Origin of the sequence: Gordonia sp. McavH-238-E, assembly GCF_022348225.1 — a bacterium.
Lineage (GTDB): Bacteria > Actinomycetota > Actinomycetes > Mycobacteriales > Mycobacteriaceae > Gordonia > Gordonia terrae.
Genome location: NZ_JAKRFE010000010.1, coordinates 133,838 through 158,741, shown reverse-complemented (window position 1 = coordinate 158,741; position 24,904 = coordinate 133,838). Strand labels below are relative to the sequence as shown.

26 protein-coding genes are annotated in these 24,904 nt (G+C 68.9%); 3 read left to right on the top strand and 23 right to left on the bottom strand.

The features are described 5' to 3' along the window. Positions 1-183: 183 nt before the first annotated feature. From MHN80_RS17155 to MHN80_RS25930, 23 genes are all read right to left on the bottom strand, one after another. Complete coding sequence (locus tag MHN80_RS17155) at positions 184-1,155, bottom strand: hypothetical protein (RefSeq protein WP_239402751.1); 972 nt, start codon at positions 1,153-1,155, stop codon at positions 184-186. Further along, on the bottom strand, positions 1,152-1,508 hold the full coding sequence (locus MHN80_RS17150) for a hypothetical protein (protein ID WP_239402750.1): 357 nt from the start codon (positions 1,506-1,508) through the stop codon (positions 1,152-1,154). The genes MHN80_RS17155 and MHN80_RS17150 overlap by 4 nt, the downstream gene beginning before the upstream one ends. After that, on the bottom strand, positions 1,495-1,839 hold the full coding sequence (locus MHN80_RS17145) for a YbaB/EbfC family nucleoid-associated protein (protein WP_064571062.1): 345 nt from the start codon (positions 1,837-1,839) through the stop codon (positions 1,495-1,497). Before MHN80_RS17145 ends, MHN80_RS17150 begins: the two co-directional genes overlap by 14 nt. Before the next feature lie 40 nt (positions 1,840-1,879). After that, the gene (gene trmD / locus MHN80_RS17140; protein WP_239402749.1) at positions 1,880-2,599 is read right to left on the bottom strand and encodes a tRNA (guanosine(37)-N1)-methyltransferase TrmD; all 720 of its coding nucleotides are present in this window, start codon (positions 2,597-2,599) and stop codon (positions 1,880-1,882) included. Next, positions 2,599-3,132 carry a ribosome maturation factor RimM gene (rimM, locus tag MHN80_RS17135; protein ID WP_004572300.1) on the bottom strand — a complete coding sequence of 178 codons (534 nt, stop codon included), beginning with the start codon at positions 3,130-3,132 and terminating at the stop codon, positions 2,599-2,601. Before rimM ends, trmD begins: the two co-directional genes overlap by 1 nt. A 26-nt stretch (positions 3,133-3,158) precedes the next feature. Further along, positions 3,159-3,401 carry an RNA-binding protein gene (locus MHN80_RS17130; protein ID WP_004572301.1) on the bottom strand — a complete coding sequence of 81 codons (243 nt, stop codon included), beginning with the start codon at positions 3,399-3,401 and terminating at the stop codon, positions 3,159-3,161. Continuing rightward, on the bottom strand, positions 3,398-3,835 hold the full coding sequence (gene rpsP, locus MHN80_RS17125; RefSeq protein WP_004572302.1) for a 30S ribosomal protein S16: 438 nt from the start codon (positions 3,833-3,835) through the stop codon (positions 3,398-3,400). Before rpsP ends, MHN80_RS17130 begins: the two co-directional genes overlap by 4 nt. Before the next feature lie 470 nt (positions 3,836-4,305). Further along, a complete protein-coding gene (locus tag MHN80_RS17120) occupies positions 4,306-5,382 on the bottom strand; it encodes an amidohydrolase family protein (RefSeq protein WP_239402748.1) in 1,077 nt (358 codons plus the stop codon). 25 nt (positions 5,383-5,407) lie between these two features. Next, complete coding sequence (gene ffh, locus MHN80_RS17115) at positions 5,408-6,985, bottom strand: signal recognition particle protein (protein WP_239402747.1); 1,578 nt, start codon at positions 6,983-6,985, stop codon at positions 5,408-5,410. Between the two features lie 37 nt (positions 6,986-7,022). Beyond that, positions 7,023-9,644: a [protein-PII] uridylyltransferase gene (locus tag MHN80_RS17110; RefSeq protein WP_374206381.1), complete on the bottom strand. Its 2,622-nt coding sequence runs from the start codon at positions 9,642-9,644 to the stop codon at positions 7,023-7,025. A 29-nt stretch (positions 9,645-9,673) separates the two neighbouring features. Beyond that, entirely contained in the window at positions 9,674-10,012 is a 339-nt protein-coding gene (locus tag MHN80_RS17105; protein ID WP_004572306.1) for a P-II family nitrogen regulator, read from the bottom strand. A gap of 50 nt (positions 10,013-10,062) precedes the next feature. Continuing rightward, the gene (locus MHN80_RS17100; RefSeq protein WP_004572307.1) at positions 10,063-11,412 is read right to left on the bottom strand and encodes an ammonium transporter; all 1,350 of its coding nucleotides are present in this window, start codon (positions 11,410-11,412) and stop codon (positions 10,063-10,065) included. 228 nt (positions 11,413-11,640) lie between these two features. Then, positions 11,641-13,233, bottom strand: coding sequence for a signal recognition particle-docking protein FtsY (gene ftsY / locus MHN80_RS17095; RefSeq protein ID WP_239402745.1), 1,593 nt, complete (start codon positions 13,231-13,233; stop codon positions 11,641-11,643). After that, the gene (smc, locus tag MHN80_RS17090) at positions 13,230-16,838 is read right to left on the bottom strand and encodes a chromosome segregation protein SMC (RefSeq protein WP_239402744.1); all 3,609 of its coding nucleotides are present in this window, start codon (positions 16,836-16,838) and stop codon (positions 13,230-13,232) included. Before smc ends, ftsY begins: the two co-directional genes overlap by 4 nt. Before the next feature lie 44 nt (positions 16,839-16,882). Continuing rightward, positions 16,883-17,188: an acylphosphatase gene (locus tag MHN80_RS17085; protein WP_004019654.1), complete on the bottom strand. Its 306-nt coding sequence runs from the start codon at positions 17,186-17,188 to the stop codon at positions 16,883-16,885. A gap of 4 nt (positions 17,189-17,192) precedes the next feature. Next, positions 17,193-17,651 carry an OsmC family protein gene (locus tag MHN80_RS17080; protein WP_239402743.1) on the bottom strand — a complete coding sequence of 153 codons (459 nt, stop codon included), beginning with the start codon at positions 17,649-17,651 and terminating at the stop codon, positions 17,193-17,195. Positions 17,652-17,761: 110 nt separating this feature from the next. Further along, positions 17,762-18,679 carry a bifunctional DNA-formamidopyrimidine glycosylase/DNA-(apurinic or apyrimidinic site) lyase gene (mutM, locus tag MHN80_RS17075; RefSeq protein WP_239402742.1) on the bottom strand — a complete coding sequence of 306 codons (918 nt, stop codon included), beginning with the start codon at positions 18,677-18,679 and terminating at the stop codon, positions 17,762-17,764. A gap of 51 nt (positions 18,680-18,730) precedes the next feature. Further along, a complete protein-coding gene (rnc, locus tag MHN80_RS17070) occupies positions 18,731-19,456 on the bottom strand; it encodes a ribonuclease III (RefSeq protein WP_004019647.1) in 726 nt (241 codons plus the stop codon). Continuing rightward, positions 19,449-20,096 (bottom strand): DUF177 domain-containing protein, encoded by a 648-nt coding sequence (locus MHN80_RS17065; RefSeq protein WP_239402782.1) that lies wholly within the window; start codon positions 20,094-20,096, stop codon positions 19,449-19,451. Before MHN80_RS17065 ends, rnc begins: the two co-directional genes overlap by 8 nt. Positions 20,097-20,201: 105 nt before the next feature. After that, a complete protein-coding gene (locus MHN80_RS17060; RefSeq protein WP_033203506.1) occupies positions 20,202-21,053 on the bottom strand; it encodes a DivIVA domain-containing protein in 852 nt (283 codons plus the stop codon). Between the two features lie 117 nt (positions 21,054-21,170). Further along, a complete protein-coding gene (gene coaD / locus MHN80_RS17055) occupies positions 21,171-21,659 on the bottom strand; it encodes a pantetheine-phosphate adenylyltransferase (RefSeq protein ID WP_239402741.1) in 489 nt (162 codons plus the stop codon). A gap of 16 nt (positions 21,660-21,675) precedes the next feature. Then, entirely contained in the window at positions 21,676-22,227 is a 552-nt protein-coding gene (rsmD, locus tag MHN80_RS17050; RefSeq protein WP_239402740.1) for a 16S rRNA (guanine(966)-N(2))-methyltransferase RsmD, read from the bottom strand. An 81-nt stretch (positions 22,228-22,308) separates the two neighbouring features. Next, positions 22,309-22,368: an SWIM zinc finger family protein gene (locus tag MHN80_RS25930; RefSeq protein ID WP_354559857.1), complete on the bottom strand. Its 60-nt coding sequence runs from the start codon at positions 22,366-22,368 to the stop codon at positions 22,309-22,311. A gap of 23 nt (positions 22,369-22,391) precedes the next feature. On the opposite strand from MHN80_RS25930, the gene ectA reads away from it, so the two are divergent. From ectA to MHN80_RS17035, 3 genes are all read left to right on the top strand, one after another. After that, positions 22,392-22,919 carry a diaminobutyrate acetyltransferase gene (gene ectA, locus MHN80_RS17045; protein ID WP_239402739.1) on the top strand — a complete coding sequence of 176 codons (528 nt, stop codon included), beginning with the start codon at positions 22,392-22,394 and terminating at the stop codon, positions 22,917-22,919. 238 nt (positions 22,920-23,157) lie between these two features. Then, the gene (ectB, locus tag MHN80_RS17040) at positions 23,158-24,429 is read left to right on the top strand and encodes a diaminobutyrate--2-oxoglutarate transaminase (protein WP_239402738.1); all 1,272 of its coding nucleotides are present in this window, start codon (positions 23,158-23,160) and stop codon (positions 24,427-24,429) included. Next, entirely contained in the window at positions 24,426-24,857 is a 432-nt protein-coding gene (locus MHN80_RS17035; RefSeq protein WP_101818662.1) for an ectoine synthase, read from the top strand. Before ectB ends, MHN80_RS17035 begins: the two co-directional genes overlap by 4 nt. The last annotated feature ends 47 nt before the right edge of the window (positions 24,858-24,904 follow it).

The window sequence follows — 24,904 nt, the reverse complement described above, 5'->3', positions numbered from 1 at the left end:
AACGTTGAGCAGAGGAACCTGGCGGCCCGAGGGCTCGACCGGTTCGTGCTCCGAGTCGTTGGCGTCACTGTCGACGGTGTCACTGACATCGCGGTCGCGGACGGCCCCGTGGCCGGGGCATCGTCGACAGGCAACCCGACTATTGTGCCAGAGACACCCCGAGCCGACGAAATCGCGGAGTGGCTATGCGCGCGGCCCGATGACCACGACGTCCTCGGCCTGTAGGGCGGAGATGGTGGCGGCGTCCATCGGGGTCGCCGCGGCGATCGCCCTGGGCGTGACACCGGCGTGCACCATGTGGTCCAGGATCGCGAGCTCCGGCGCCCGCCCGTTGGCCGTGATCGCCTCGTCGTCGGCGAGCTCGACGCCGGCCCGCTGGTAGGGCTGCGGATCGTTCGTCCCCACGACGACCACCCGGGTACCGCGGTCACCGGTCCCCAACCCGACCGCCGTCCGGAACCACCCGGCGATCGACGACGGAACCGTTGTCTGCAGTCGCTCGGCGCGGGTCCGCAGCCAGGTGAGATCGCTCGCGCCGACCCCACTGTGGACGGCATGAGCCCGCGCACCGGCCAGACCCCCGACGCCGGCTGCCACCGCTCCTGCCGCGCCCATCGCCCCGAGCGGCATCATCGGCATCATGCCGCTCGTCGCCGCAGGCGCGCCGGCACTCTGCCCCGCGTCCTCCGACCGTTCGGTGTGGTCGTCACCGGCGGCGGTGAGTGCCATCCGGCCCGTACCCGCGGCCTCCACCCGCCACGTGTCGTCTCCGACGGCGGCGTTCACCTCGGCCCGCCGCGCGTCGCGGTCGGCGATCAATGCGATCACCGCCATCTGCTGTCGGGTGTCGGTCACCGTCCGGGCATAGGCGTCCAACGACGTCCCCAGCGCACGGAGTCGTTCCGCCGCTCCGGGCAGGTCGGCGCCGGCAGTGCGCCCGAGCCCGCCCACGACGGCCTCATGGAACCGGCCCGCGATCGCGTCGCCGGCCGTGTACGACCCGATCGCCGACGTCACCGTCTCGGCGAGGCCGTCCAGCGTCGCGGCCAGCGCGCGGGCGCGCTGCGCCGAGTCGTGCAGGGCGACGGCGTCGGCGCTCGGCCACACCCCGGGTGCCAGCCCCTCCGCGATCCGCTCGGCCTCGCCCGGCGTCATCGCGCCGCGCTCCGGCCGAGATGCGCGGACGCGTCGGCGTCGGCGCCGACCAGTGCGTCGACGCCGGTCTCGAGGACCCGACGGTGTTCTCCGAGTCGCTCCTCGGCGTCCCGCAGGGACGCGGCGACCGCCGTGGCCGCCGGCGCGAATCCCGTCCGGAACGCACCGGCTGCGCCATCGGCGCCCACCGCCGCATCGATGTCGAGGAGCAGCGTGGTCAATTCGCCGCGCACCGCCGCCAGCCCCTCGGCGGCCTGCACAAGACGCAGCGCGAGGGCGACGGCCGCGGCGGGATCGGCGCTCACCCGGTCGGCGTGGTTCTGTCCTCCGGCGACCGGATCAGGATTCGTCATCGGCCATCACGCTCTCGAGGCGGATGTCGGCGTAGTCGATCGCCAGATCCGGTGCGCCGGAGAGCACTTCGGCGACACGGACGCGCAGGGCGGTGTCCGCCTCGGCGATCAGCGTGGTGAGCAGGGTCGACAACTGATCCGCGCGGTAGCGACGTAGCGCGGCGGGTTCGATGGCGATGTCCACCGCGAGCCCGCGTGCGTCGACCGTCACCGCGACGAGCCGGTCGTGACTGGTGGCCCGAGAGGTCAGCTGCGACAGAACCTTCCGGATGCGCTCGAGTTCGGTGCGCTGACGGTCGAGCTCGTCGACCATGGCCGAATACCCCTGCATCGTCCCCCGAACCCCCTGCGAGTCGACTCTCCGGCAGATCCTAGCCGGAATCGCCCAGATGGTCCGTGGCGGTGTCCACAGCGTCCGGAAGCAGGTCGGGGCGCCGCACACGCGTGCGCTCGAGGGCCTGCTCGGCACGCCAGCGGGCCACCTTCGCGTGGTCGCCGCTGAGCAACACGGGCGGGACGTCGAGGCCGCGCCAGCTCACCGGCCTCGTGTAGCTCGGACCTTCGAGGAGTCCGTCGGAGAAGGAATCCTCTTGATGCGACCGGGGATTGCCGAGCACGCCGTCGAGGAGACGCACGGTCGCCTCGATCATGGCCATGACCGCGACCTCTCCCCCGATGAGGACGAAGTCGCCCAGGGAGACCTCTTCGACGCGCACGCGTCGGGCGGCGTCGTCGAAGACGCGCTGGTCGATGCCCTCATACCGGCCGCAGGCGAACACCAGGTGCTTCTCGGCGCTCCAGCGACGCGCGGTCTCCTGGGTGAACGGCACACCGGCGGGCGTCGGCACGATCAGCAGGGCGTCGTCGGGGCACACCTCGTCGAGGCACGGTCCCCACACCTCGGGTTTCATGACCATCCCGGGTCCGCCGCCGTAGGGCGAGTCGTCCACGCTGCGGTGGACGTCGTGGGCCCAGTTTCGTAGATCATGGACCGCGACGCTGATCCGTCCGGCGTCGATCGCCTTGCCCAGCAGGGCGACTCGGAGCGGATCGAGGTACTCGGGAAAGATCGACACGACGTCGAGACGCATCAGGGCGCCTCGTCGAGCGAGTCCGGATTCAGCAGTCCGTCGGGTGGGTCGATCACGATGAGCTCGCGGCTGACGCCCGGCACGATCTCCCGCACGAACGGGACGAGCACCTCGCGGTCGTCGGTGGTCCGCACCGACAGCAGCTCACCGCCGGGCAGGTGCAGGACCGATTCGACGACGCCGACCGCGGAACCGTCGACGAGTTGTACGGGGACGCCCTCGAGTTCGTGGTCGTAGAACTCATCCGGGTCGTCGGACGGCTCGACCTGAGAGGAGTCGATGAGGAACAGCGTGCCGCGCAGGGCGTCGGCCGAATTCCGGTCGGCGACACCGGCCAGGGACACCAACAGCCGCCCGGAATGTTCCCGGGCGGCTGTGACGGTGAAGTCCCGCTCCCCGGCGCCGCGCGGCAGACGGCCACGCAGCACCGAGTTCGGTGCGAAACGCATCTCGGGCTCGTCCGTGCGGACGTCCACGACGAGTTCGCCACGGATTCCATGCGACTTGACCACACGGCCGACGACGAGATCCACGATGCGTTCGGTGTTCGGGTTCTCGGTCAGCGGTCGGTGTCGACGATGTCGACGCGCATCCCGCGTCCGCCGATTCCGGAGACCAGGGTCCGCAGTGCGGTCGCGGTCCGACCGTTGCGTCCGATCACCTTGCCGAGATCGTCGGGGTTCACGTGGACCTCGACGAGCCGGCCGCGGCGGCCGGTGACGAGGTCGACCCGGACGTCATCGGGGTTGGAGACGATTCCGCGGACGAGATGTTCGACCGCGTCGGCGACGACTGCGCTCACGCGTCACCCTCGGCGGCGGGCGCCTCGGCTGCCTCGTCGTCCTTCTTGGCGGCCTTCTTCTTCGGGGTGGTCGCGGCGGCGACGGGCTCGTTGTCGGCGGCGGCGAGCGCAGCGTTGAACAGGTCGAGCTTCGACGGCTTGGCCTCGGCGGTCTTCAGGGTGCCCTCGGCGCCCGGCAGGCCCTTGAACTTCTGCCAGTCACCGGTCACCTTGAGGATCGCGGCGACGGGCTCGGTCGGCTGCGCGCCGACTCCCAGCCAGTACTGTGCGCGCTCGGAGTCGACCTCGATCAGCGAGGGCTCTTCCTTCGGGTGGTACTTGCCGATGGTCTCGATGACCCGGCCGTTGCGGCGGGTGCGGGCATCGGCGACGACGATGCGGTACTGCGGGTTGCGGATCTTGCCGAGCCGCGTGAGCTTGATCTTGACAGCCATGTCTACTTCTCTTTCGTATGGTCACTGCGCAATTCAGCAGACCGCCCGGAATGGCGGACCCGGTTTTGCGTCTGTATCGGTGTGACCGTCGGGCGGCCGTGACCGGATCCGACGAACCAGCGAGCCATTGTGCCAGACCAGACGGCGGACACCGAATCCGGCGACCAGGACCGGCGTCCATGCCGACGAAGGCGGCCGATGTACCGGCATGTGGTCACCCACCCCGCGAAGGCGACCACATGCCGCACGCCGCCATTCCGTCACTCATCTGTGTCGGCTCATCGGTGTCCGAGATCACGACACCGCCGGAGCCTCCCTCGACCCCCGGCTCCGACGGTTCCGCGTCGCCGGACCCAGGCTGAAGGGATTCCGGCGTGGACTGGTCGGCATCGTGGGCCGAACCGTTGCAACGCCGTTGCTACGTTACGCGGCGGTAAGAAGAGCAACCAGATGCCATCGTGTGGCGTTGCTCACACGATGTGGCGACCCGACGACACCACTGCTACCGGGTGCCGCAGCGCGCCCAGATCGTCACATGGGTTGTCTGCGTAGACCACGAAGTCGGCACGATGACCGTCTTCGAGGACGTCGGCACCGAGCCAGCCTCGGGCCGCCGTCGACGCCGCCGCGATCGCGGCCGCGGGACCGAGGCCGATGCCCGACAGCGCCTCGATCTCGTCCACGATGCGACCGTGCTCGACGAATCCGCCCGCGTCCGTTCCGGCGAAGATCTGCACTCCGGCCTCATATGCGGCGTCGAACACGCTCGGCGCACCCGCGTGCAGAGCCCGCATGTGCGCGGCGTAAGTCGGGAAGCGCTCGGCGCCGTCGGCGATCCCGGGGAAGTTCTCGACCTGGATCATGGTGGGCACCAAGGCAATCGAGCGTTCGACGAGCTGGTCGACGAGATCACCGGTCAGTCCGGTGCCGTGCTCGATGCAGTCCACACCCGCGCCGATCAGGTCGACCAGGGCGTCGGTTCCGAAGACGTGGGCAGTGATCCGCGCACCGTGCTCGTGCGCGACCGCGACCGCCGACTCGATCTGCGCTCGCGTCCACAGCGGGGCCAGATCGCCGACCTCGCGATCGATCCAGTCCCCGACGATCTTCACCCAGCCGTCGCCGGCCTGCGCCTGCCGGGCCACCTCGGCGGCCAGTTCGTTCGGATCGTCGAGGTCGACGCCGTAGTCGCGCAGATATCGCTTGGGTCGCGCGATGTGCTTGCCCGATCGGATGAAGCGCGGGCATGCGGGATCGTCGTCCAGCGGGTGCGTGTCCAGCGGCGACCCGACCTCGCGGATCAGCAGGGTGCCGGCGCGCGCATCGGCATAGGCGAAGCCGCGGGCCTGCTCGATGTCGACCCCGAGACCGGGGGCGATGCCCACATGGTTGTGGGCATCGACGAGGCCCGGCAGGATCCAGCCGCCGTCGACGGCCGTCTCGGCGTCGGGAACCGGTGTCGCACTGATGGTGTCACCGCTGACCCAGAACTCGACCGGCTCCGCGGTCAGCGGGTCGGTGCCGCGGTAGTGCTTCGGCGCTCCCATCCCGTCCCTGCTCGCGCCCACGTGACTATTTCTTCTTCTTGGGCTGCTGGAACTGCGACACGTCGAGACCTTCGAGTCCCGGCGGCAGCTGGTCGAGGCCGGCCGGCATGTTCGACAGGTCCGGGAACCCGGCCGGCATTCCCCCGGGCATGCCCGGGAAGCCGCCGCGGACCTTCGGCGGCGTGGGGCCGCGGCCGGTGCTCTTCTTTCCGCCGCCCTTCTTGCCCTTGCCCTTCTTGCGGTTGGACTTGCGGTTCATCCCGCCCATGCCCATGCGTCCCGACATCTGCGCCATCATCTTGCGGGCCTCGAAGAACCGATCGACAAGCTGGTTGACCTCGCTGACCGTCACCCCCGAGCCGTTCGCGATCCGGATGCGGCGGGAGGCGTTGATGATCTTCGGATTGTCACGCTCGGCGGGCGTCATGCCGCGGATGATCGCCTGCACCCGGTCGAGCTGCTTGTCGTCGACCTGCGACAGCACGTCCTTCATCTGGCCCGCGCCGGGCAACATGCCCAGGATGTTGCCGATGGGTCCCATCTTGCGGATCATCAGCATCTGGTCGAGGAAGTCCTCGAGGGTGAGCTCGCCCTGCGTGATCTTGGCGGCCGCGGCCTCGGCCTGTTCGGCATCCCAGTGCTGTTCGGCCTGCTCGATGAGGGACAGCACGTCGCCCATGCCGAGGATGCGGCTGGCCATGCGGTCGGGGTGGAAGACGTCGAAGTCCTCGAGCTTCTCGCCCGAGGACGCGAACATGATCGGCTGGCCGGTCACCTCGCGCACGGACAGCGCCGCACCACCGCGTGCGTCACCGTCGAGCTTGGTCAGCACGACGCCGGTGAACCCCACACCGTCGGCGAAGGCCTCGGCGGTGGTCACCGCGTCCTGACCGATCATGGCGTCGACGACGAAGAGCACCTCGTCGGGCGAGGTCGCATCCCGGATGTCGGACGCCTGCTTCATCAGCTCCGCGTCGATACCCAGGCGACCGGCGGTGTCGATGACCACGACGTCGTAGTGCTTGGCCCGCGCCTCGTCCACGCCTGCCTGCGCGACCGAGACCGGATCGCCCGAGGTCACACCGAGGACGCCGTCGCCGCCGACGCTCGTGCCCGGATGGGGCGCGAACACCGGGACGCCGGCGCGTTCGCCGACGATCTGGAGCTGCGACACGGCCCCCGGACGCTGCAGGTCACAGGCGACGAGCAGGGGCGTGTGACCCTGCTGCTTGAGCCAGTTGCCCAGCTTTCCGGCGAGGGTCGTCTTACCCGCGCCCTGCAGGCCGGCCAGCATGATGACGGTCGGCGGGTTCTTGGCGAACCGCACGCGGCGGGTCTCGCCGCCGAGGATGCCGATGAGTTCCTCGTTGACGATCTTGACGACCGTCTGCGCCGGGTTCAGCGCCGCGGAGACCTCTGCGCCCTTCGCTCGCTCCTTGATCCGGGCGATGAAGGACCGGACCACGGCGAGCGAGACATCCGCCTCGAGCAGGGCGAGCCGGATCTCGCGACAGGTGCGGTCGATGTCGGCGTCGGAGAGCCGCCCCTTGCCACGCAGGTCCTTCAGGGCACCGGTCAACCGGTCGGAGAGGGAATCGAACATGGCCCCATCCTTCCATGTGGGTCCCGGGACCGAACAGCTAGGAGATCGGCACTCCGGACCGCCCGGTCCCGCCGTATGACTGTGGCCCGTCGCCGTCTTCCTCGCGCACCGGTTGCGGAGGCGGGCAGACCGCGACGACGGCGTCGGCCAGCTCCGCCCGCGCGGCGTCGGTGTCGGTCGCCAGTCGCAGGCCGAAGATGTCCACGCCGGTCGCCCCCAGGGTCGCGACCTTGGCCCACCGGATGTCGGCGCCGTGCCGTTCCAGGACCGCGCTGACCCGGCTGAGCAGGCCGATCCGGTCGTCCGAGCGGACCTCGAGCACTGCCTCCCCCGCCGGCGCCTCGAGCCACGTCACCCGTGGCGGCGCGACGGCGAACAGCGCGGGAACCGCGTTCTTCGGATGGCCTGCCCCGTCCACCTCGGGATCGGTGCTGCCGGCGCTGGCGCCGATGGTCACGACGGTGCCGGGGATCGTGGTGACCGTGCCGATCGTCGGGACCGGCGAGTCCCGTTCGCGCGCGTCGAGCCGCGCGAGCACGTCGATCTTGCCGTCGATCGCGGCGATGAGCTGCTGGCGCAGCAGTCCGGCATCGGGCGGACTGCCGAACATCGGCACCACGAGGAACGAGTTGATCGCCTTGCCGTCGGCGCTCTGAGCGCAGGCGGAGTGGGAGCGCAGCCCGCCGAGGGCGAGGACCCCGGCCATCTTCGACAGCAGGCCGGGCTGATCGGGCGCGACCATGGTGACGCGATAGGTGTGCTGGCCCTCGGCCCGGACGAGCCGCACCGCGAAATCACCTTCGGCCGCGGTGGCGAGCTGCTCGGCGGTCAGCGGATCGGGAGCGCTCGGCGTCTCCCCGTCGATGAGCCGCATCGACCGGCGGACGAGGTCGAGGATCAGCGAGGCCTTCCACTCCCCCCACACCCCCGGTCCGGTGGCGAGCGAGTCCGCCTCGGCAAGTGCGGCAAGGAGTTCCAGGAGAACACGGTTGTGCCCGAGAGTCTCGACGACGGATTCGGCCGTGGCGGGGTCGTCGAGGTCGCGGCGGGTGGCGACCTGGGGCAGCAGCAGGTGATGCCGGACCATGTCCGACAGGATCGTCACGTCCTGGGGCCAGAGCCCGAACCGGTTGCCGACCTGAACGGCCAGATCCGCGCCGACGATGCTGTGATCGGCACCCCGCCCCTTGCCCAGATCGTGGATGAGCGCGCCGAGTACGAGGAGATCGGGCCGGGACACCCGCGTGGTCATCGCGCTCGCGTACGCGGCGGTCTCCACGAGGTGACGGTCGACGGTCCAGGTGTGGATGGCATCGCGGGGCGGCAAGTCGCGGACGGCGCCCCACTCCGGCAGCAGCCGGCCCCACAGACCCGTGCGGTCGAGGGCCTCGATCGGATCGACCATGTGGTGCCCCGAACTGAGCAGCACCAGCAGGTCGCTGCGAGCCTCGGCCGGCCACGGCTCACGCAGTTCCGGCGCGTAGTCGGCGAGCCGGCTCAGCGTCGATGCGCCGATCGGCAGACCGGTGCGTGCCGACGCCGCCGCCACCCGCAGGATGAGTCCCGGATCCTTGCTCGGGATCGCGTTGCGCGCCAACACGATCTCGCCGCTGTGCTCGACGACGCCCTCGTCGAGCGGACGACGCAGCGGCGAGCGCCGCAGCTTGGCCAGACCGCGACGCGGCAGGGCGTTGCCTGCTGTCCGCAGGCCGGCGTCGATGGAGTAGCTGATGGTGCGGGCCGAGTCGCTGATGACCCGCGCGAGGTCGAACCGGTCCCCGATCCGGAGTGCTGCCCCGATCTCGTCGGCGTCCTGCGCCTGCACGTGCTCGCGGGGACGTCCGGCGATGCGATGCAACTCGGTGCGGATGTCGAGGAGCCTGGTGTAGGCGACCTGCGGTCCGGCACCGGGCGAGTCGGGCCGCAGGCTCGCCATCCCATGGGTGAGCTGCGCGATCGCAAGCGCTCCCAGCAACTGCACGTCGCGCAGCCCGCCCCGGCCGCTCTTGAGATCGGGTTCGGCACGGTGCGCGATATCGCCGGCGCGCCGCCAGCGGTCCTGGGCGTGGGAGACGACTTCGGGGAACCGGGTGCGGATGTCGTTGCGCCACTGCTGACGGACGCCGCCGATCAGCAGCGTGGACAGATCCTCGTCACCCGCGATGTGGCGGGCCTCGAGCAAGCCGAGCGCCGCGGTGACGTCATCCCCCGCGACCTGCAGCGCCTGCGGCACCGTCCGCACGCTGTGGTCGAGCGGGATGTTGGCGTCCCACAACGGATACCAGAGCCCATCGGCCACCTCGGACACCCGTTCGACGGGCATGTCGTCGTGCAACAGGATCAGGTCGAGGTCGGAGTACGGGAGCATCTCACCGCGGCCGAGCCCGCCCACGGCGACGATCGCAAAACCGCTGTGCGGCTTGATGCCGAGTTCGGCACCCTTGCTGGTCAGCCAGAACTCGTGCAGGTCGACGAGCACCTGGCGCAGTGCCGGTGCATCGAGTTTTCCCGAGCGGCCGGACTCGGTGAGTTGCCGTCGGGTCTTGGCCAGGTCTGCGGCGCTTACGACTGCCTCCAAAGTGTGTGGGAGAGAGATGATTCGAGCTGTCGAACGGTACGGCCCCGCGTCCGACTGGTCGTCGGGCACGGGGCCGTTCACCGGGAGTTCGTCAACGCAGCACGGGCTCGCTACAGAGCGTCGCCGCCGCGCTCACCGGTGCGGACGCGGACCACGGATTCCACCGGCGACACCCACACCTTGCCGTCACCGATCTTGCCGGTCCGGGCGGCCTCGACGATCACATCGACGACCTTGTCCACGGCCGCGTCGTCCACCACGACCTCGACGCGGACCTTGGGCACGAAGTCGACCGAGTACTCGGCGCCGCGATAGACCTCGGTGTGGCCCTTCTGGCGTCCGTAGCCCTGGACCTCACTCACGGTCATGCCCAGGATGCCGGCCTGCTCCAACCCGGCTTTGACATCCTCGAGCGTGAACGGCTTGACGATTGCAGTGATCAGCTTCATAAGTTATCCCTCTCCACAGGATTCAGCGTAGTAGCGAATGGCTTCGAGCGTCATGCCAGCTCATAGGCCGTCTCGGCGTGTTCCGCCTCGTCGATGCCGGTCTTCTCGTCCTCATCGCTGACGCGCCAACCCAGCGGCTTGAGCGCGAAGGCGATGATCGCGGTGAGAACAGCGGTGAACACGAGCGCGAACAGTGCGATGACGACCTGGACCACCAGCTGCTTGTAATCGCCGCCCCAGAAGAGGCCCACGTCCTCGCCGATCAGACCGATGGCCACCGTGCCCCAGAGGCCCGCGACGAGGTGGACGCCGACGACGTCGAGCGAGTCGTCGTATCCGAACTTGTTCTTCAGTCCGATGGCCGTCGCGGCGAGCGCACCTGCGACGAGACCGAGGATCAACGAGCCGATCGGGGTCAGCGAGCCACACGCCGGGGTGATCGCGACCAGACCGGCGACGATGCCCGATGCGGCGCCCACGCTCGTCGCGTGCTTGTCGCGGATGACCTCGACCACGAGCCAGCCGATGATCGCGGCAGCCGTCGCGGCGGTGGTGTTGACCCACACCTGTCCGGCGAGGAGGTCGGCGCCCAGCTCGGAGCCGACGTTGAACCCGAACCAGCCGAACCACAGCAGGGCGGCGCCGAGCATGACGAACGGGATGTTGTGCGGACGGTACGCGGTGCGACCGAAGCCGACGCGCTTGCCGATGATCAGGACCAGGACCAGCGCCGCGATGCCGGCATTGATGTGGACGACCGTGCCGCCGGCGAAGTCGATCGGGGCGACGTTGGCCTCCCCGTCGGTCGTGCCGAACATCTTGGCCGCCAGGCCGTCCTCACCCGCACCCAGGAGACCGCCGCCGCCGACCAGGCCGCCCCAGACCATGTGCGACAGCGGGAAGTAGACGATCGTCGCCCACAGGACGGTGAAGACCATCCAGGTGGAGAACTTGACGCGCTCGGCCAGCGCACCGCTGATGAGAGCGACGGTGATCACCGCGAAGGTCAGCTGGAAGCCCATGAAGACGATCGCCGGGATCGAGAGGCCGCCGGTGACGTACAGCTCGGTGTCGCCCTCGCCGATCGTGCTCATCAACTGGTCGGACCCGAACAGAGCGAACGGGTTCGCGAAGATCCCGCCGATGTCGCTGCTACCGGTGATCCCGTCGCTGAACGACATCGAGAAGCCCCACAGCACGTACACGACGCTGATCGACGCCAGCGCGCCGAAGGACATCATCATCATGTTCAGGACGGACTTGCCTCGCGCCAACCCCCCGTAGAAGAACGCGAGGCCTGGGGTCATCAGCAACACGAGCGCGGCCGACACGAGCATGAATGCCGTGTTGCCCGTGTCGATCGGGCCAAACGATTCGTTTGGCAACTGAGCCAAATCCACTACGAAACCTCCTCAGGATGCGCCGACGGCTCGGCGCCTCCACAGAGATTGTCGGCAGTCGGTTTCAGCCGTGGTGCCCTGACGTTTCGGGCGCGTAACCCCCTGAGCGGTTTGTATTGCGCACAGGTAACGTCCCAGTTCGGCTCTGAGTGGACTCTCAGACTCCTCGGCCGACGTCTAACCCGACATTTCCGATCACAGATTCGGAATTCACAGCAGCAGCGGAGTTCACAGCAGGGCGTCGACGAATGCGTCCGGTTCGAACGGCGCGAGATCGTCGGCTCCCTCGCCGAGCCCGACGAGCTTGACCGGTACCCCGAGTTCCTTCTGGACGTGGAAGACGATGCCACCCTTCGCGGTGCCGTCGAGCTTCGTCAACACCACCCCGGTGATGTTCACTACTTCGGCGAACACGCGGGCCTGCATGAGGCCGTTCTGCCCGACGGTCGCATCGAGGACCAGCAGCACCTCGTCGACGGGTGCCTTCTTCTCGACGACGCGTTTGACCTTGCCCAGCTCGTCCATCAGGCCGGTCTTGGTGTGCAGGCGGCCCGCGGTGTCGATCATGACCACGTCGACACCCGTCTCGATGCCGCGGTCGACCGCGTCGAACGCGACCGCGGCGGGATCGGCCTGTTCCTTGCCGCGCACGATCTCGGCACCGACACGCTCACCCCAGGTCTGCAGCTGATCGGCGGCGGCGGCGCGGAAGGTGTCGGCGGCTCCGAGCAGGACGCGACGACCATCGGCGACGAGCACGCGCGCCAGTTTGCCGGTCGTGGTCGTCTTGCCGGTGCCGTTGACCCCGACGACGAGCACGACGGCGGGGCGACCGGCGTGCGGCAGCGCCCGGATCGACCGGTCGAGGGTCGGGTCGAGCTGCTCGATCAGGACCCGCTTGAGCAAGGCCCGGGCCTCCCCCGCGGTCCGGACCGGATTGGCCGCGAGTTCGGTTCGCAACGTCTCGACGACGGTGGCGGTGGTCGCGGCGCCGAGGTCGGCCATCACCAGCGTGTCCTCGATCTCCTCCCAGCTCTCCTCGTCGAGATCGCCCGCACCGAGGAGTCCCAGCACACCCTTGCCGATCGCGCCCTGCGACCGGGACAGCCGGCCACGCAGCCGACCGATCCGGCCCGCCGTCGGCGCGATGTCGTCCAGCGGCGGCGCCGTGGTCGCCTCCGCGACATCGTCGGGCACCCGCGTCTCGGGTTCGACGATCTCCGGCTCGACTGCCGCGGGTTCCGCCGTGTCCGGTTCAGCCGTGTCCGGAACCACCGTGTCCGGCGGTGCGGTCGCAGGCCGGGCGGCCTCCGGTTCCACCGTCGCGGGCTCAACCGTCTCGGGCTCATCAGCCTCGGGTTCGGCTGTCCCGGGCTTGCTAGCCTCCGGCTCGACGGTGTCCGGCTCGGCGGTGTCCGGCTCGGCGGTGTCCGGCTCGGGAAGGGATACGTCGGTGACGCCGCGTCGAATCGAGTCACGCGGGACCGCGGCGTCGTCGCCGACACCCGGCTGACCGTCCACGTCGGTGCGATCTCCCGGCGGCCGCACGGTTGGCTCGGCCGGCTTGCGCACGGGTTCGGGCTTGCGCGCCGGCGGTTCCGCGAGCGCCGTACCGGCGTCCCCGCGGCTGAAACTGAAGCCCGACCCGGCCTGGTAACCGCCCGACCGGTCGACCTGACGGGTCGTGCCGTCGACGACCTCTGGCTGTCGCTCGTCGGTGAGCGAGATGCGCCGGCGGCGCGACAGCACCAGACCGAGCACGATCAACGCGATCACGACGAGCACCGCGACGACGATGCCGATGATGATTCCGGTGTTCACTGGCTGGTGTCCTCCTGTTGTCCGACGGGCATGTTCACTCCGCGCATGCGTTGTGAGATGACCGTCGTGATGCCGTCGCCGCGCATGCTGACCCCGTAGAGCGCATCCGCGACCTCCATCGTGGGCTTCTGGTGGGTGATGACGATGAGCTGGGACTTCTCCCGCAGTTGCTCGAACAATGTGATGAGTCGCCGCAAGTTGGTGTCGTCGAGAGCGGCCTCGACCTCGTCCATGACGTAGAAGGGTGACGGCCGTGCCCGGAAGATCGCCACCAGCATCGCGACGGCCGTGAGCGACTTCTCCCCACCCGACAGCAGTGACAGCCGCTTGACCTTCTTGCCGGGCGGACGCGCCTCGACCTCGATGCCGGTCGTGAGCATGTCGCCGGGTTCGGTGAGGACCAGTCGCCCTTCGCCGCCCGGGAACAGCGTCTGGAAGACCTGCGCGAATTCGCGTTCGACGTCGGCATAGGCCTCGGTGAACACCTGCAGGATGCGGGCGTCGACCTCCTCGACCACGTCGAGGAGATCCTTGCGCGCCGCCTTGACGTCTTCGAGCTGTGAGGACAGGAAGTTGTATCGCTCCTCGAGTGCGGCGAACTCCTCGAGTGCGAGCGGGTTGACCTTGCCGAGCGTGTTGAGGTCTTTCTGCGCCTTCTTCGCGCGGGCTTCCTGGGTCGCCCGGTTGTACGGCATCGGCGCCGGCGCGACGACCTGCTCGCCGCGTTCCCTCGCCTGCTCGTACTCGGCCATCTCCAGCGCCGACGGGGGCATCGGCACGTCGGGGCCGTATTCGGCGATCAGATCGTCGGGTGCCATCGCGAACGTCTCGAGCACCTGCTCTTCGAGTTGCTCGATGCGGAGCGCGACCTGGGCTCGCGCCACCTCGTCGCGGTGGACGGTGTCGCGCAGTGAGTTCAGCGTGGTCGTCAGCTCGCCCGCCCGAACGCGGAGTTCGTCCAGGGTTGCGGTACGCGCGGTCCGGATCTCCTCGAGTTCGTCGCGCCCGGCCTGCGCCGAGGCCACCGCTGCCGCGAGGCGCTCACTGACCTGCGCGCCCGCGCGTTCGACGGCCACCGCGACGCCGGCGGCCTGTCGCCGGATCTCGTCCTGGCGGCGGGCTCGTTCGCGCGCCTCCCGCTCGCGCTGGGCGGCGCGACGCAGCGAGTCGGCCTTGCCCCGGACCGAGGCCAGGCGTTCCTCGGCGGTCCGCAACGTCAGACGCGCCTCCATCTCGGCGCTGCGCGCCACCCCGACCGCCGCCGATGCGGTCGCGCGCTCGGAGTCGTCGGCCGACATCTCGGTCCCCACCTCGGGCTCGTCGCGCGCGAGCCGAAGCCGCTCGGTCAGTTCCTGCAACGATTCGAGGGTCTCCGCGCGGCCCTTCTCGAGGAGGTTCCGTTGGCGCGTCAGTTTGTCGGCCTCGGCGCGCGACGCCCGGATCTCCTGACCGAGCCGGGCCATCTGCTCGTACGCGGCGCCGACGCCGGCGTCGGACTCGTGCAGCGCGGCGAGCGCCTCCTCGGCCGCCTCGCGTCGCTCGTGCTGTTCGGTCAGCGCACCGTCGAGCGCCGCCTCCAGTTCTTCGACGCGTCGGCGCGTCGCGCCGAGTTCGGCGGTCGCCGCATCGATCGCGGACTGGACCTCCAGCGTGGAGGGTCGGCGCGACGAACCCCCCTCGACCGATGCCGCCGAGATGCGGTCGCCCGCGGGGGTCACCGCGCGCACCCCGAGGCGGCGGGCGAGTTCGAGTCCCTGGGCGGGATCGTCGACGATGACGGTGTCGGCCAGGACGGTGTCGATGGCACCGCGGATCTCGGGCCGGGTGTCGACCACCGAGGCGGCCCATCTGGCCCCGTCCGGCAACGCGACCTCACTCTTCCGGTCCGGACCGGTGAGCCCGCCGCAGATCAGCGCCGCCCGTCCCCCGTCGCCGGATTTGAGGGCCGCCAGCGCTCGCACCGCGGCGATCCCGTCGACGGTGACGATGCCGTCGACGGCGGGTCCGAGCGCCCCGGCGATGGCCGTCTCGAAGCCCGCCTCGACCGTGACCAGCTCGGACATCGGACCCAGGAGACCCTCGGGCGCGTTCTCCAGCAACCAGGCACCGCCGTCGCCCCGTTCGAGTCCCATGGCGAGCGCGTCCACCCGCGCCGACAGCGAGGCGATGGCGTGCTCGGCCTCGCGGTGGGATGCCTGCAGGGTCGCGACGCGCTCGTTGGACAGGTTGAGCGCGGCGACGCAGCGTTCGTGGTGTTCGTCGAGAGCGCGTTCGGCGGCCTCGAGTTGCGCCAGCTCTCCGGCGGCCGAGTCTTGTTGCGTCACAGCACCTTCGGCGCGCTCGGTGGCCGCCGAGATCGCGTTCGTGAGGCGTTCGGCCTCGGCGTCGACCGACTCCGAACGCGTCCGCAGGTTGTCGACCTGCCCTTCCAGACGCGCCAATCCCTCCCGACGGTCGGCGATGGCGCGGACGGCGGCGAGGTGAGCGGCCTCGGCGGCTTCGGCGATCGACTCGCGCTCACCGAGGACTTCTCGGGCGGTCTCCAGCTGTTCCGCGGCGATCTCGACGCCCTCGGTGAGTTCGGCTTCGAGTTCGGCGGCCTCGAGGGCCTGCTCGTCGAGTTCGTCGGGGTCGGGTCCGGACGCCTCGCCGGACGGTTCACTGAGGTACCGGCTGCGTTCGGCGGCGACCCGGCGGGTCGCGTCGACGCGCTCGGCCAGCGCCGACAGCCGGAACCACGCGCGGTTCGCGGCGGCCGCGGCGGGCGTGATCTCGGCGAGATGCTGTTCGTGTTCGGCCACTTCCGCGTTCGCGCGGTCCAGCTCGGCGGCCACCTCGTCCTGCCTGCGACGGACCTCGCCCTCGACGGCCGCGTGTTCGGCCATCTCGGTCCGGCGGGTGACGAGGTCGTCGGCGGCCAGGCGTAACCGCGCGTCGCGGAGGTCTGCCTGGACGGTCTGGGCGCGGCGCGCCACCTCGGCCTGCCGGCCGAGCGGCTTGAGCTGACGACGGAGTTCGGCGGTCAGGTCGGACAGGCGCGCGAGATTGGCCTGCATGGCGTCGAGCTTGCGGACCGCCTTTTCCTTGCGCTTGCGGTGTTTGAGGACGCCCGCCGCCTCTTCGATGAACGCGCGGCGGTCCTCGGGCCGGGACTCGAGAATCGCCGACAGCCGGCCCTGGCCGACGATGACGTGCATCTCTCGGCCGATGCCCGAGTCGGAGAGCAGCTCCTGCACATCCATCAACCGGCACGTACTGCCGTTGATCTCGTACTCACCCGCACCGTCGCGGAACATCCGGCGCGTGATCGACACCTCGGAGTACTCGATGGGCAGCGCGCCGTCGGCATTGTCGATCGTCAATGTCACCTCGGCGCGGCCCAGCGGCGGCCGGCCGGATGTGCCGGCGAAGATGACGTCCTGCATCTTCCCGCCGCGTAGCGCCTTGGCGCCCTGCTCGCCCATCACCCAGGTCAGGGCGTCGACGACGTTCGACTTACCGGAGCCGTTGGGGCCCACCACGCACGTGATACCCGGCTCGAAGCGCAGGGTCGTCGCCGAGGCGAACGACTTGAAGCCCTTCAGGGTCAGGCTTTTGAGGTGCACGACGGTACAGACTACTCACCATCGCGACATGTTCCGGGCTCCGCTCACCGTTCGACGAAGCCGTCGAGGTCCCCGCGCGGTTCATCCACACGCTCGACGACCAGGTCGACCCGTCCCGGCGTGGTGCCGGACCGGAGCGCCTCCAGCAGGGCGAGCGCCGAGTCCCGTGTCCCTTCGGCGACGACGAGCACCCGGCCGTCGGCCTGGTTCGATGCGTAGCCGACCAGACCGAGTTCGAGGGCGCGGGACCGCGTCCACCACCGGAAGCCCACGCCCTGCACGTGTCCGTGGACATGCGCGGTCAGCCTGATGCGGTCGGCGCCGTCCCCGATCCGGGTCTCGTCGGTCATCGGGTCAGTCCGTCTCGATCCGCAGATCCACCTCGGCACCGGCCTTCACCGTGCGCCCGACCGTGCACACCGCGTCGATGGCCCGTTCGACGACGACCAGCAGGCGCGCGGCGGCATCGGGGTCGAGTTCGGACAGGTCGATCTCGAGGGTCTCCTCGATGCGAGGGTAGACCTCGTTGTCGCGGTCCGCGTCGCCGCTCACCCGGATCGTCGCGTCGTAGTCGTCACCGAGGCGACGCGCCAGCGGGCGATCCGAGGACATGCCGGTGCAGGCGGCCAATGCGATCTTGAGCAGCTCACCCGGGGTGAACACACCGTCGGCATCCTGTGAGCCGATCAGCACCTCGCCACCGCGCGAGCTGCGTCCGGTGTAGCGGCGCGTGCCGGTGCGCTCGACCCAGAGGTCGGTGTGGACCTGGTCGGCAGGGACCCCGGGCGTGGGGGTGGTTGCTTCGGTGGTCATCGAAGGCGGGTCCTCTCACAGTCTTTCCGGCGGGCGCCACCGGCATCGCGAACAATAGTAAGAGCCACGGCACATGAATTGTTCCCGGCGCCTCGGCGAAGTCGCTTGGGTCAGCGCGCGTTCGATCGCTCACTCGGGGGCCGCTGACACCGAGGGCAGAAGAACGAGCTCCGGTTCATGAACTGTTCCCGCCGCATGATCGCTCCGCAGCGTCGGCACGGCTCCCCTGCCCGTCCATAGGCGTTGAGCGAGCGCTCGAAGTACCCGGACTGTCCGTTGACGTTCACGTACAGGGCATCGAACGACGTACCGCCGACCTTCAGCGCCGCCGCCATCACCTCGGTGACGGCGTCGATCAGTTCGCGTAGCTTCTTGCGGCTGATCGTCTCGGCGACCCGGGCGCCGTGCAGACGCGCGCGCCAGAGCGCCTCATCGGCGTAGATGTTGCCCACCCCGGAGATGACGGTCTGGTCCAGGAGCACCCGTTTGATCTCGGAGTGCTTGGCGCGCATGCGATCCACGACACGGCCGGGATCGAAAGCCGGGTCGAAGGGATCGGTGGCGATGTGCGCCACCGACGTCGGGACGTCAGCGGATGCCGCGTCGGTCGTGCCCGAATCGTGCTGGGTCGCATACACATCAGGGGTGTAGTCGTCGAGATGCCAACCGCCGAAGGTCCGCTGATCGACGAAGCGGAGTTCGTTCTCGTCGTCGAGGACGGCGCGGACCCGAAGATGCGTGTGGTCGGGGGTTCCGACCCGCGCGATGAGCATCTGTCCGCTCATCCCGAGATGGACCACGAGCGCCGCCCGGTCGGTGGAGTCGGCGAGATCGATCCACAGGTATTTGCCGCGGCGGCGGACGCCGGTCACCTGCTTGCCGGCGAGCCGGCCGATCAGATCCGGCTCACCCCCGGCATGACGACGGATCGCGCGGGGATGGAGGACCTCGGTCGAGGTCACCACGCGCCCGACGAGATGGGTCTCGAGACCGCTGCGGACGGTCTCGACCTCGGGCAGTTCAGGCATGCGACACCGCGGGCAGGTCGTGCACGAGGCGGAAGTTCACGAAGCCGGGGTTCACGAGGCGGAAGCGCGCTCGGTGAGCACTTTCCAGGCGTGCGCAGCGGCCTGCTGCTCCGCTTCCTTCTTGGTCCGGCCGACGCCCTCGCCGAGACTTTCGCCCGCGACCAGCGCGGTCGCGGTGAACTCCTTGTTGTGGTCTGGACCGGTCGCGCTGATCTGGTACTGCGGCGGACCGAAGCCGCGCTCGGAACTCAGCTCCTGGAGCGAGGTCTTCCAGTCCAGGCCCGCGCCGAGGCTGCCGGCACGGTCGAGACGCTCGTCGAACAAGCGCAGGATGACCCGCTGCGAGGTCTCGAGACCATGGCTGAGGAAGACCGCGCCGAACAGTGATTCCAGACCGTCCGCCAGGATCGAGTCCTTGTCGCGGCCGCCCGTCATCTCTTCGCCGCGACCGAGGAACAGGTATTTTCCGAGCCCGCCCTCGTCCCCGAGCCCGCGGGCCACATCGGCGAGGGCGTGCATGTTGACGACGCTCGCGCGGATCTTGGCCAGTTCACCCTCGGGACGATCGGGATAGCGCAGGTAGAGACGCTCGGTGATGACGACGCCCAGCACCGAGTCGCCGAGGAACTCCAGGCGCTCGTTGGTGGGGAGGCCGCCGTGTTCGTAGGCGTAGGACCGATGGGTCAGCGCCAGCGTGAGGAGCTCGTCGGGGATGTCGGTGTCCAGGGCGTCGAGCAGCGCGGCTCGCGGACCATCCTCCCGCACGGCCTCAGTCACGATGTCGTTTCCGGTCGGGATCCGCGGTGTCGGCGGCGTCGCCCTCCGACGCCGATGCCGAGTCGTCGACGTCGAGGTCGGCGAACTTGCTCGCGAGACCAGCCCACCGGGGGTCGATGACCTCGTGGGAGTGGCCCGGTTCGGCGATGGCGAGCCGGACGCCGCACACCTGGCACAGACCTTGACAGTCCTCGGAACACAACGGCGACATCGGCAGCTCGAGCGCGACCGCATCGATGATCGACTGCTCGAGATCGATGCGGTCATCGGCGATGCGATGGATGTCGTCGGCGTCGGTCGTCTGTTCGGTCGCGCTGTCCGGATAGGCGAACAGTTCGGTGAGGAAGACCGTGACCGTTCCGTCGACGGGTTCGAGGCACCGTGAACACTGACCGACGGTCTCGCCGCACACCGTGCCGGTCACCAGGATCCCCTCGGACACCGCCTCGAGGCGCAGGTCGAGATCGACGTCGGAATCCGCCGGGATACCGACCATCTCGACGCCGAGCCGCTCGGGTGTACGCACAGTTCGGTGCACCTCGGACATGGTGCCCGGGCGGCGTCCCATCGAACGCACATCCAGCACGAACGGCTCGCGCCTGGGGGTCGAACCGGGACCGTGCGACGGCTCTGATGTCACAGCATGATCAGCCACAAACGCCCACCATACGCTGGCGTCCCCGAATGATCGACCGACGCCGGCGGCGTGTGGACAGCCGGGTCGACGACCGTGTCACACCCAGGGTCACACCGCGAGCGGCGAACCATGATCGCGGTCGTAGGTGTGACGCGCGGACGCCTCGCGTGAGCGTGAACCGTCACCCTTGTTCTCGGTCCGGCCGGACTCGTCGACGCCGCGGGGGTACTCGACGTAATCGTGCATTCCGGCACCGGTGCGCAGCTGGTGCCGCCCACGGTTCACCGACCGCAGCGTGCCGGTCAGGACCTCTTCGAACTGGGCGAGCTTCTCGTCGACGTAGACGTCGCAGTCACCGCGCAGACGATCCGCCTCCGCGTGGGCGGCATCGATGATGCGCTCCGCCTCGGACTTCGCGGCGCCGACGACCTCGGTCTCGGAGACCAGCCGCTGCTGCTCGGCGATGCCGTCGGCCACCGACTTGTCGTAGGAGTTGTTGGCCGCGTCGATGGTGCGCTGGGCCTCGGCCCGCGCCCGGCCGGTGACGGCCTCGAACTCGCGAGCAGCGCTCGTCTGCAGGCGATGGGCCTCCTCGGAGGCATCCCCGACCAGCGAGTTCGAGTGCGCGCTCGCCTCGTCGACCATTCGGTCGGCCTGCGCCTTCGCCTCGGACAGAATCCGGTCCGCCTCGGCGCGGGCGTGCGCGAGAACGGCCTCGGACTCCGAATCCGCCTTCGCCACCGTCGTCTCGGCATGCTCGCGGGCATCGCCGATGAGCGTGTCGCGCTGATCGAGCACGTCCTGCGCGTCGTCGAGCTCGCCGGGGATGGAGTCCTTGATGTCGTCGAGGAGTTCCAGCACATCGCCGCGCGGGACGACGCAGCCTGCGGTCATCGGCACACTCCGTGCCTCTTCGACGATCGCGACCAGCTCGTCGAGAGCCTCAAATACCCGGTACACAGCCACCCCAATCCGGCGCTTGCCTGGTTGCAACAGTTGGTGAATCTGTGACTATTGTGCCGAATGGTGCGTCTGTGACTCGTGAAGCGCGTGGGGTGTGTCGCAGCGGGTGTCCGATCAGGCCGTCAGCTCGCCGGACAGTCGACCCAGCAATCGGCCGTGCACGTGTTTCGACAGGAACGGCGAGACGTCGCCTCCCAATTTCGCCACCTCTTTGACGAGCGAACTCGACACGTGCGCGAACCGCGGGTCGGTGAGCAGGAAAACGGTCTCCACGTCGGCGAGTTCGCGATTCATCTGGGCCATCGGCACCTCGTAGTCGAAGTCCACCGCGGAACGCAGTCCCTTCACGATCGTGTGGATCGACTCCTGGCGTAGATAGTCGACGAGGAGGCCCTCCCACCGATCGACCCGCACGTTCGGGATGTCGGCGCAGTCCTCCTCGATGAGTGCGATACGCTCGTCGACCGCGAACATGCCGCGCTTGTTGGGATTGACCACCACCGTGATCACGACCTCGTCGAAACACGCCGCAGCGCGTTCGACCACGTATCGGTGACCGAGGGTGAAGGGATCGAAGGAACCGGGACACGCAGCCGTCGTCATAGTCCGAACCTACCGGTCAGACCAGGCGGCCGATCTCCACCCGGGTGTCTCCGTAGGACTTGTCGACGACCACCTCGTAGTCCGACGGCCAGACCTCTCCGATGGACCGCGCCGACCGTTCGACGACCACCAGCGCGTCGTCGTCCAGATGTGCGGTCAGCAGGGTCAGGTCCTCGGTGATCCGTTCGGCGACGACGTCGTACGGCGGGTCGGCGAAGACCACTCCGAAGCGCCGTTCCGGGGCGCCGGCGAGGTAGGCGGACACCGCACGCGTATGTACGGTGGCGTTCGAGGCCACCCCGCAGGCCCGCACGTTCGCGGCGATCGTGGCGGCGGCCCGGCGGCCGGAGTCGACGAACGTCGCCCCGGCGGCCCCCCGTGAGATCGCCTCGAGCCCCAGCGCCCCCGACCCCGCATACAGATCGAGCACCCAGAGGCCGTCCAGGTCGGATCTGGCGGCGAGCATGTTGAACACCGACTCGCGAACCCGGTCCGACGTGGGTCGGGTGCCCTCTCCCGGAACGCGCAGCCGGCGACCCCCCAAGCGGCCGGCGATGATCCTCGTCATGAAGCCATTCTGCAACCCGGGAAGCCGCCCGAACCAATCGTGAATCACGTCTTTGTGACCCACTTCACATTGCATGTCTGATCAGGGACAAGGTAGGTGTTCCGCGGACCAATTTCCGCAGGTACATGACTTCGCCGACACGCGTTGTTAACGTCGAATGCGTTATGAGCCCTTCCCAAACAAGAACGGCCCCAACAACCACCCTCGCCCTCGACTATCGGACACCCACAGTCGACGACGGCACTCGCCTCTGGGAAATCGCTTCGGACTCAAAGGTTCTCGACGTCAACTCGAGCTACTCCTACGTCCTGTGGTGCCACGATTTCGCCACCACGTCCATCGTCGCCGAAGTAGACGGTCGCGCAGTCGGTTTCGTCACCGGCTACCGTCGGCAGAGCGATCCGTCCACCCTCATGGTGTGGCAGGTCGCCGTCGACGACGACGTCCGTGGACACGGCATCGCCGCGACGATGCTCCACCAGCTGTTCGATCGCGTCAACCAGCAGGGCATGGTGGCCATGCACACGACCATCAGCCCGGACAACATCCCGTCGCAGCGCTTGTTCGCATCGGTCGCCAAGGCTCGCGGACTCCGCTTCGAACGCCGGGATCTATTCGCTGCCAACACGTTCCCCGACTCTCATGAGCCGGAGGACCTCTACATGCTCGAACCGGAGATCCCCGAGCCCTGAGGTTCTGAGCACTGGGTCCGCCTGCGCAGACCGCAGGTGGACGCTGCACGTCCGGGCTTCCGGCCCGCACACCACTTGTCGGACACAGACCCCGTGATCGATTGTCCCCGACGACATCTCGACCATCGCCGACCCCGCCCCGTGGGACCCATCCGGTCCGGCGATCGCAACGAAGCGAATGACGAGCCGGGCACACCTGAAAAGCCCCACATTGTCACACCAGAAGGAAGCACCAGACATGCAACTTCTCGACACCAAGATCGATGACGCCATCTTCACCACCCATGAGTCCGAGGTGCGCAGCTACTGCCGCAACTGGCCTGCCGTCTTCACCACCGCCAAGGGCTCGCACATCAAGGACCAAGACGGGCGCGAGTACCTGGACTTCTTCGCCGGCGCCGGTTCGCTGAACTACGGCCACAACAACCCGGTCCTGAAGAAGGCGCTCCTCGAGTACATCGAGGCCGACGGCATCACCCACGGCCTCGACATGGCGACCGCCGCCAAGGGGAACTTCATCGAGAAGTTCACCAGCCACATCCTCGAGCCGCGCGGCCTCGACTACAAGATCCAGTTCCCCGGACCGACGGGCACCAACGCGGTCGAGTCGGCGCTGAAGCTGGCCCGCAAGGTGACCGGACGTACGTCGATCATCAGCTTCACCAACGCTTTTCACGGCATGACCCTCGGGTCGCTGTCGGTGACCGGAAACTCGATGAAGCGCGCCGGCGCCGGTATCCCCCTCGTCCACGCGACCCCGATGCCGTTCGACAACTACTTCGACGGTGTCATGGAGGACTTCCACTGGTTCGAGCGCGTGCTCGACGACTCGGGCAGCGGCCTGAACCGTCCGGCAGCGGTCATCGTGGAGACGGTCCAGGGTGAGGGCGGCGTCAACGTGGCCCGCGCCGAGTGGCTGCGCGCCCTCTCCGAGCTCTGCGAGCGTCGCGACATCCTGCTGATCGTCGACGACGTGCAGATGGGCTGTGGCCGCACCGGCGAGTTCTTCTCGTTCGAGGAAGCCGGCATCAAGCCCGACATCGTCACGCTGTCGAAGTCGATCAGCGGTTACGGCCTGCCGTTCGCGCTGACCCTGTTCAAGCCCGAGCTCGACGTGTGGACCCCCGGCGAGCACAACGGGACCTTCCGCGGCAACAATCCCGCGTTCGTCACCGCCGCCAAGGCCATCGAGACCTACTGGGCCGATGACGCGCTGACCCGCGACATCCATGCCAAGGGTGAGCGGATCCACGAGGTCTTCACCGACCTGTGCAGCCGCTACGACGGCATCTCCACCCGCGGTCGCGGCATGGTGCGCGGACTCGCCTTCGACGACCACACCGCCGCCGGCAAGGTCTGCGCGCAGGCCTTCGGCGCGGGGCTCCTGGCCGAGACGTCGGGTCCGTCCGACGAGGTCGTCAAGCTGCTCCCGCCGCTGACCATCTCCCGCGAGGATCTCGACCGCGGCCTGACCATCCTGTCCGACGCAGTCAAGGAGGTGATCGGATGATCGTCCGCACCACAGAAGAGATCACCGGTACCGAACGCGAGGTCGCCGACCCGAAGGGGAACTGGGTCTCCAAGCGCATCGTGCTCGGCGGCGACCAGGTGGGCTTCTCGTTCCACGAGACCACCATCAAGGCCGGTTCGGTGAACGAATTCCACTACGCCAATCACGTCGAGGCGGTCTGGCTCGTCGAGGGCACCGGCAACCTGCTCGATCGCGAGACGGGCGAGACCTATCCCCTGGCGCCCGGCACCATGTACCTGCTCAACGGACACGAGCGCCACACGGTGACCGCCGACACGCAGATGCGCATGCTGTGCGTGTTCAACCCGCCGGTCGTCGGCACCGAGGTGCATGACGAGAACGGCGTGTATCCGCTGGTGGCCGTGCCGCAGCCGTCCGGGAAGCACGCCGAGGAACCCGTTTCCTGACGTCCGCACCCCTCGCGGTCCGCACATCCGAGCACGCACCCTGCCTA